Below are 7,841 nucleotides of genomic sequence, written 5' to 3' on the forward strand. Positions count from 1 at the left end.
CGCGAATTCGACACGGCTGCGCCGTATTACGAGAGCACGCTGGAAGAAGGACAACGTTGAGTCGGCGTTGAGGAGTTGCCTCTCCACGGTCAACGACTCCCACTCTGGCGGCATCGGCAACCAGGTGTCGGCCGTTGTCGAGAAACCGAACGGGGGAGTGTCGCCGCGCCAGGGAATCGGGATGCGGCATCCGTCGCGGCCGCGGACGGTGTGGCCCGAGCGTTCCCACGTCGGATCCCGCAGCGCCTCATCGGGCAACTCGACATTTGCCAGGCCCAATTCCTGCCCGTTGTAGAGGAACACCGCGCCGGGCAGGGCGAGTGCCACCAGTGCCATCGCCCGCGCCCGATCTAACCCAACCGCGCCGCCCCCGTAACGGCTGGGTGCCCGTACGACGTCGTGATTTTCCAACGTCCATGTGGGAGTGGCATTTTCGATCGCGGCGGCGGCCAGGGTGTTCTCGATCGAATGGCGGATCTCGGTGACGTCGAATTCGGCTCGAACCATGCGGAAATTTAATCCCAGGTGCAACTCGTCGGCGCGCAAGTACTCGGCCCAGCTGGCATTGTCGAAAACCCAGACCTCGCCGATGGTCACCGCCTCGGGATAGTCGTCCATCACCCGGCGGATATTGCGGTGAATCGCATGCACATTGGGATGGTTGAACCGCGGGTCGCCGTCGCTGAGCATCCGCGGCCGCATCTCGACATCGGAGTCCGGAAGACCTGGCGGTTTGGCCATTCCGTGTGCGACGTCGATGCGGAAGCCGTCTACACCGCGTTCCAGCCAGAACCGAAGCGTCTTCTCGAGATCGTCAAAGACCTCTGGGTTGTCCCAGTTGAGGTCCGGCTGCTCGACGTCGAAGAGATGGAGGTACCACTGGCCCGGACTACCGTCTGGGACGTCGACACGGGTCCAGGACGGTCCGCCGAATACTGATTGCCAGTTGTTCGGCGGCTCCGCGCCCCCGGGCCCGCGACCGTCCCGGAAGATGTAGCGGTCGCGGGCCGCGCTGCCCGGTGCGGCGGCCAGCGCCTCCTGGAACCAGGGATGCTCGGAGCTGGTGTGGTTGGGCACCAAATCCATCGTGATCTTGATGCCGCGCTCATGCGCAGCCGCGATCAGTTCTTCGAAAGCCCCTAGGTCGCCGAACAGCGGGTCGATGTCGCGCGGATCAGACACGTCATAGCCGTGATCGGCCATCGGCGACACCATGATCGGGCTGAACCAGATCGAATCGATGCCCAGTCGTTCCAGATAGTCCAACTGTGCCGCCACGCCATTGATGTCACCGACGCCGTCGCCGTCGCTGTCGGCGAATGACCGCGGATACACCTGGTAGAACACCGCGTCCGTCCACCACGGGCGCTGTGCGTGTGAGGTCATCAGAACTCCGAGTTGACGAGGGAATGCGCGGCCATTTCCAGGTAGTCGAGCAACGCCTTGCGATGCACGTCGTCGAGAGTCGCCGAGTCGACGGATGCGACCGCGGTATGCATGCAGCGCAGCCAGGCGTCGCGCTCGAACGGGCCGATCTGGAACGGCGCGTGCCGCATCCGCAGCCGGGGATGGCCACGCTGATCGGAGTATGTCCGCGGGCCGCCCCAGTACTGCTCGAGGAACATCCGGAGCCGGACCTCGGCGCCGGCGAGGTCGTCTTCGGGGTACAGCCGCCGCAGAATTTCGTCCTCGGCGACCAGCTCGTAGAAACGCGACACGATCGCATGGAACGTATCCGCGCCGCCGACAGCGTCGTAAAAGGTTTCTTGTGGTTGTTGCATCGCCTCCATTGTGGGCCATCCCCAGAGCGGGCCGCTGGGCGACATATGAACCTTGGCTGCGCACGTGGCTACCGGCTGTTCACCGGATTGACCAGCGGGCACCCGGCAATTTGGCGTGCGCTGGCTGACGAATCGTGGTGGACTGTCTGGCGGAGGACGTATGGCGCAGCGCAAACGCCGCCACCACAGTTCGGGTGCCGCGGCAGGCCTCACCGGGCCCGCGACCGGTTCAACCCTGCGTAGCGTCCAAACCGTCGACACGCATACGCCCGTCGCCCACGACGGTGGATCGATCTGGAATCGCCGGCGGGTGTTGCTGCTGAATTCCACCTACGAGCCGTTGACCGCGTTGCCTGTCCGGCGGGCGATCATCATGCTGATCTGCGGCAAGGCCGATGTCGTGCACGACGACCCGACTGGTCCGGTCGTCCACTCGACGTCCAGGTCGATCGCTGTGCCCTCGGTGATTCGGTTGAAGACGTTCGTCCGGGTGCCCTATCGGGCCCGGGTCCCGATGACGCGCGCGGCACTGATGCACCGCGACCGCTTCTGCTGCGCGTACTGCGGGGCCAAGGCCGACACCGTGGACCATGTGGTGCCACGCAGTCGCGGCGGCGATCACTCGTGGGAGAACTGCGTCGCGTGCTGTTCGACCTGCAATCACCGCAAGGGTGACAAGCTGCTGGCCGAGCTGGGGTGGTCGCTGCGTTGGGCGCCGACATCGCCCAAAGGTCAGCACTGGCGGTTGCTGTCGACCGTCAAAGAGCTCGACCCGGCATGGGCCCGATACCTCGGTGAAGGCGCGGCCTAACGTGTGTAGCCCTCGGTTCGCCGGTGGGATACGGTTTGCGTCGTGAGCACGATGGAAATCCACTCGCTGTTTCTGGGCGTCCCGTTGTTGCTGGTAATCCTGCTCGTGGCGTTGATCTGGTCACGCAAGGGTCCGCACCCGGAGACCTACAACATGTCGGAGTCGTGGACGCATCCGCCGATCCTGTGGGCCGCGACCGACGAGGTCGTCGGCAATAGCCACGGCGGTCACGGTGCCTCCGAGTTCAGCGTGGGAGGTGGCGCAAGTGGCAAGTGGTGAGGTCGCAACCCTCAAGCACGCCGAGCTGCCCCACGGCTCGGTGATCACGACCAGTGGACGGATCTCGGGCGTCACCGAACCCGGTGAAGTCTCGGTGCACTACCCGTTCCCGATCAACGATCTGGTCGCCCTCGACGACGCGCTGACCTACGGGTCGCGGGCCGCCGGTGCCCGGTTCGCCGTCTACATCGGCGACCTGGGCAGCGACACCGGGGCGCGGGCGCGCGACATCCTCGCCAAGGTGCCGACCCCCAACGACGCCGTGTTGATCGCGGTCTCACCGGATCAGCACGCGATCGAGGTCGTCTACGGCTCGGGTGTCCGTGGCCGCGGTGCCGAGTCGGCAGCGCCGCTCGGTGTCGCCGCCGCGGCGGCGTCCTTCAACTACGGCCACCTGATCGGCGGTCTGATCAGCGCCGTCAAAGTGACCAGCGCCGGCATCTCACCGGCCTAGGGCTACCGCCCGGTCAGGTCGCCGCTCCGTCGTCGAACTGGCGCGCGCGCAGCGACCGCTCGATTCCCGCACGGCCCTCGAGCACCAGGCGACGCAGTGCCGCGGGCAGCTCCGGATCGGCGAGAAACGCGTCGGCGGCGGCGATGCCGTCGTCGCTGATGTCCCACGAGGGGTACAGGCCGACCACGACCGTCTGCGCCACCTCACTGGACCGGCGCTCCCATATGCCGCTGATCGCGGCGAAGTAACGCGCGCCGAACGGCTTGAGCAGCTCGGCCTGACCGGGTTTGACGAAACCGGCGATGATCGATCGCGCGGTGATGTTGGCCAGTGCATCGTCTTCGGTGACCGTCGTCCACGCCGACTCCTTGACTGCCGCCTGCGGTCGCGCCGCCGACGCCTGCGCGCCGAAGCGCTTACCTGCCGCGGTCGGGTCACGCTGGACCTCGGCATCGATGAACGGCGTTGCCGGGCCGTCGGCGTCGATCTCGCCGGCGGCGGCCAGCGCCGTCACGATCCGCCAACGCAGATCGGTGTCGATCGACAGCCCGGCCAGACCCAACTCGGCGGGGTCGTGATCGAGGAGATCGGCAAGCACCACCACATGCCGTGTCGACAACACCGATGTGCACAGCGCGTTGACGAACGCCAGCTGATGATCCGATCCCGCCGCCGCGGCGCGGGCCAGCTCGAGGAGCCGGTCGGCGAAAGCCGGCCAGCCTTCCGACTGGGCCCACTCCGGGTTGGCGTAAGAACCCAGCGCGGTCTGGGCCTGCAGCAACAGCCGTTGCGCAACCCCGACTTCGGTCTCGGCCTGAATGCCGCCAGCGACCAGCGACACGAAATCGCGGGCCCGCAGCTCGGCGTCGCGGGTCATCTCCCAGGCGGCCGACCACACCAATGTCCGGGGCAGTGGTTCGGCGATGTCGGCGATGCGATCCAGCGCCGTCTGCAACGACTCGGGATCCAGCCGCAACGAGCAATAGGTCAGGTCATCGTCGTTGACCAGTACCAGTTTGCCGTGCGAAACGCCAACCAGCGCAGGCACTTCGGTGCTTGCGCCACTGATGTCGAGTTCTTCGCGATGCACCCGCACCAGCTTGCCGCTGCCGTCGTCGTCATAGACGCCGACAGCTAGGCGATGGACCCGCGTCTCGCCCGCGCCGGGCGCGGCGCCACTTTGCGTGACCGCGAACCGGGTGAAGCTGCCGTCGGCGTCGACGTCGAAGTCCGCGCGAAGAGTGTTGAGCCCGGTCGTCTTCAGCCATTGCCGGCCCCAGTCGGACAGGTCACGGCCCGACGCCTTCTCCAGCGCGGTGAGAAGGTCGTCGAACGTGGCGTTGTCGAACGCGTGGGCGCGAAAGTAGTCGCGCAACCCGGACAGGAAGTGTTCCAGGCCCACGTAGGCCACCAGTTGCTTGAGCACACTGGCGCCCTTGGCGTAGGTGATGCCGTCGAAGTTCACCTCGACGGCGGCCAGGTCGGGAATGTCAGCGGCAACCGGATGCGTCGAGGGCAACTGGTCTTGCCGGTAGGCCCAGGACTTCTCGGAATTGGCGAAGGTGGTCCACGCCTCGGTGAATTCGGTGGCTTCGCTCTGGCATAGCACGGAGGCGAAGGTGGCGAAAGATTCGTTGAGCCACAAGTCATCCCACCACCGCATGGTGACCAGGTCGCCGAACCACATGTGCGCCATCTCGTGCAGTACCGTCTCGGCGCGCCGTTCATAGGATGCCCGGGTGACCTTGCTGCGAAAGACGTAGTCCTCCAGGAATGTCACCGCGCCGGCGTTCTCCATCGCCCCCGCGTTGAACTCGGGCACGAACAACTGGTCATACTTGCCGAACGCGTACGGCACGCCAAAGTTCTTGTGGTAGAAGCCAAAACCCTGCTTGGTCTGAGTGAACAGCCGCTCGGCGTCCATGAATTCCGCCAGCGTGGCGCGGCAGAAGATACCCAACGCGATCTCGCCGTTCTCGTCGCGGTAGACGTCATCCCAGCGCGCATACGGGCCCGCGATCAGTGCCACCAGATAGGTGCTCATCCGCGGAGTGGTCGCGAAGGTGTGCACACCGCCGTCGGCGCTCACCGTGGCGCCGTTGGACACCACCTGCCAGTGCTGCGGCGAGGTCACTTTCACGTCGACCGTGGCTTTGAGGTCGGGCTGGTCGAAGCACGCGAACATCCGCTTTGCGTCGGCGGTTTCGAACTGCGAGTACAAATACACCTCGCCGTCGACCGGGTCGACGAATCTGTGCAGCCCTTCGCCGGTGTTCGAGTAGCGGCAGTCGGCGTCGACCACGACCACGTTGTGTTCGGCCAGGCCGCTCAGCGCGATACCGGTCGACTCGTCATAGCCGGACACGTCGAGTTCGCGGCCGTTGAGGGTCGCGCTGCGGACGGTGTCGGCGGCGATGTCGATGACGGTATCGGCGCCGGCCAAGGCGTCGAACGTCACGGTCGTGACGGAGCGGAAGGTGCGCTCGCCTGCTTTACCGTCGCCATCGGTGAGGTCCAAGTCGATTCGGTAGTTGTCGACGGTGACCTGCGCGGCGCGCTCGATTGCCTGGTCGCGGGTGAGGTTGGGGAGTGCCACATGTCCAACTTAGGCGGCGGCGACTCGCGGCGGGAATTGGACTGCCGCGACTAGGGTTGTGCTGAACGGCTTGCCGAGGAGTTGACGAGAGGATTTCGCATGTCCGAGAAGTCAGTTGCCGATTTCTGGTTCGACCCGCTGTGCCCGTGGGCGTGGATCACGTCCCGCTGGATCCTGGAAGTGGAAAAGGTCCGCGACATCGAGGTGAATTTTCAGGTGATGAGCCTGGCGGTGCTCAACGAGAACCGCGAGAACCTTCCCGCGGAGTACAAGGAGCGGCTGTCCAAGGCGTTCGGCCCGGTCCGGGTGGCGATTGCCGCCGAGCAGGCCCACGGCTCCGAGATCCTGGCGCCGCTGTACAAGGCGATGGGCACCCGTATTCACAACGAGGGCAACAAGGACCTCGACGACGTCATCAAGCAGTCGCTGAAAGAGCTGGATCTGCCCGCTGAGCTGGCCGACGCAGCTACCAGCGAGGCCTACGACGAGGCGCTGCGCAAGAGCCACCACGCCGGGATGGACGCGGTCGGCGACGACGTCGGCACGCCCACCATTCACATCAACGGGACGGCGTTCTTCGGCCCGGTGCTGTCGAAGATTCCGCGCGGCGAAGAGGCCGGCAAGTTGTGGGACGCGTCGGTGACGTTCGCGGCTTACCCGCACTTCTGGGAGCTGAAGCGGAGCCGCACGGAGGCTCCCGAGTTCGACTAAATCCGGTCGGCGGTGCGAGGATCTCGGTCATGCGCGTCTACCTCGGCTCTGACCACGCCGGCTACGAACTCAAGCAGGCGATCATTGCCCACCTGAAAGAGACCGGCCACGAGCCGATCGACTGCGGTGCCTTCACGTATGACGCCGAGGACGACTACCCGGCGTTCTGTATCGCGGCCGCCTCGAAGACGGTGGCCGACCCGGACAGCCTGGGCATCGTGATCGGGGGATCGGGCAACGGTGAGCAGATCGCGGCCAACAAGGTTCCGGGTGCGCGCTGTGCGTTGGCGTGGAGCGTGGAGACCGCGTCGCTGGCTCGCCAGCACAACAACGCTCAGTTGATCGGCATCGGCGGGCGGATGCACACCGTGCCCGAGGCGCTGACGTTCGTGGACGCGTTCCTGACTACGCCGTGGTCGAAAGCCGAACGCCACCAACGGCGTATCGACATCCTCGACGAGTACGAGCGCACCCACCAGGCACCGCCGGTGCCCGGCGCCCAGGTTTAGGGGCTCCGTTGCCCGAAGGGCATACCCTGCATCGACTGGCCCGGCTTCATCAGCGGCGCTACGCGGGTGCTCCGGTACGGGTGTCCAGTCCGCAAGGCAGGTTCGCGGCGGCATCGGTCGACGGGCAGGAACTGCGACAGGCCACCGCCTGGGGAAAGCATCTGTTTCATCACTATGCCGGCGGGACCACGGTGCACGTGCACCTCGGGCTGTACGGCAAGTTCACCGAGTGGCCACGATCGGCCGACGAAGCGATGCCCGACCCGGTCGGGGCGGTGCGGATGCGAATGATCGGCGCCGAGTACGGCACTGACCTCCGGGGGCCGACGGTGTGCGAAATCATCGACGAAGCGCAGGTCGCCGATGTGGTCGCCCGGCTCGGCCCCGATCCGCTGCGTCGCGACGCCGATCCGGCGTGGCCGTGGGCTCGGATTAGCAAGTCGCGCAGGCCAATCGGCGCGTTGTTGATGGACCAGACGATCATCGCCGGCGTTGGCAACGTCTACCGCGCCGAGCTGCTGTTCCGTCATGGCATCGACCCTTATCGGTCCGGTCGGGCGATCGGTGATGCGGAGTTCTCCGCGGCCTGGACCGATCTCGTGGAGCTGATGAAAGTCGGCCTGCGTCGCGGCAAGATCATCACGGTGCGGCCTGAGCATGACCACGGCGCACCGTCATACGGCCCGGGTCGGCCACGCAC

9 protein-coding genes are annotated in these 7,841 nt (G+C 65.9%); 6 read left to right on the forward strand and 3 right to left on the reverse strand.

Annotated features, from left to right (window positions below; all coding sequences use genetic code 11):
* Both VN856_RS02925 and VN856_RS02930 read right to left on the reverse strand, forming a co-directional pair.
* Nucleotides 1-1,386: glycoside hydrolase family 13 protein (locus tag VN856_RS02925; protein ID WP_325685974.1), on the reverse strand; the 1,386-nt coding region annotated here is incomplete at its 3' end.
* Nucleotides 1,386-1,790, reverse strand: a complete 405-nt coding sequence (locus VN856_RS02930) for a globin (protein WP_414686855.1) — start codon at nt 1,788-1,790, stop codon at nt 1,386-1,388. The genes VN856_RS02925 and VN856_RS02930, both read right to left, overlap by 1 nt.
* Before the next feature lie 151 nt (nt 1,791-1,941).
* Here VN856_RS02930 and VN856_RS02935 point away from each other — a divergent pair, with 151 nt between their 5' ends.
* From VN856_RS02935 to VN856_RS02945, 3 genes are read left to right on the forward strand one after another with little or no spacing between them, the layout of a single operon-like run.
* Entirely contained in the window at nt 1,942-2,592 is a 651-nt protein-coding gene (locus VN856_RS02935) for an HNH endonuclease (protein WP_325685978.1), read from the forward strand.
* Between the two features lie 51 nt (nt 2,593-2,643).
* Nucleotides 2,644-2,871, forward strand: coding sequence for a hypothetical protein (locus VN856_RS02940; protein ID WP_325685990.1), 228 nt, complete (start codon nt 2,644-2,646; stop codon nt 2,869-2,871).
* Nucleotides 2,858-3,325: a DUF5130 domain-containing protein gene (locus tag VN856_RS02945; protein WP_325685980.1), complete on the forward strand. Its 468-nt coding sequence runs from the start codon at nt 2,858-2,860 to the stop codon at nt 3,323-3,325. The genes VN856_RS02940 and VN856_RS02945 overlap by 14 nt, the downstream gene beginning before the upstream one ends.
* A 13-nt stretch (nt 3,326-3,338) precedes the next feature.
* On the opposite strand, the gene pepN is transcribed toward VN856_RS02945, so the two are convergent.
* The gene (gene pepN / locus VN856_RS02950) at nt 3,339-5,921 is read right to left on the reverse strand and encodes an aminopeptidase N (protein WP_325685982.1); all 2,583 of its coding nucleotides are present in this window, start codon (nt 5,919-5,921) and stop codon (nt 3,339-3,341) included.
* A 99-nt stretch (nt 5,922-6,020) separates the two neighbouring features.
* Between pepN and VN856_RS02955 the strand changes: the two genes are divergently transcribed.
* The 3 genes from VN856_RS02955 to VN856_RS02965 all read left to right on the forward strand — a co-directional run.
* Nucleotides 6,021-6,632: a DsbA family protein gene (locus VN856_RS02955; RefSeq protein ID WP_325685984.1), complete on the forward strand. Its 612-nt coding sequence runs from the start codon at nt 6,021-6,023 to the stop codon at nt 6,630-6,632.
* 29 nt (nt 6,633-6,661) lie between these two features.
* Nucleotides 6,662-7,141, forward strand: a complete 480-nt coding sequence (locus VN856_RS02960; RefSeq protein ID WP_325685986.1) for a ribose-5-phosphate isomerase — start codon at nt 6,662-6,664, stop codon at nt 7,139-7,141.
* Nucleotides 7,142-7,149: 8 nt separating this feature from the next.
* Nucleotides 7,150-7,841, forward strand: a 692-nt coding sequence (locus tag VN856_RS02965) for an Fpg/Nei family DNA glycosylase (protein WP_325685988.1), incomplete at its 3' end; no start/stop codon positions are given.

This window comes from Mycobacterium sp., from assembly GCF_035603715.1.
Classification (GTDB): Bacteria; Actinomycetota; Actinomycetes; order Mycobacteriales; family Mycobacteriaceae; genus Mycobacterium.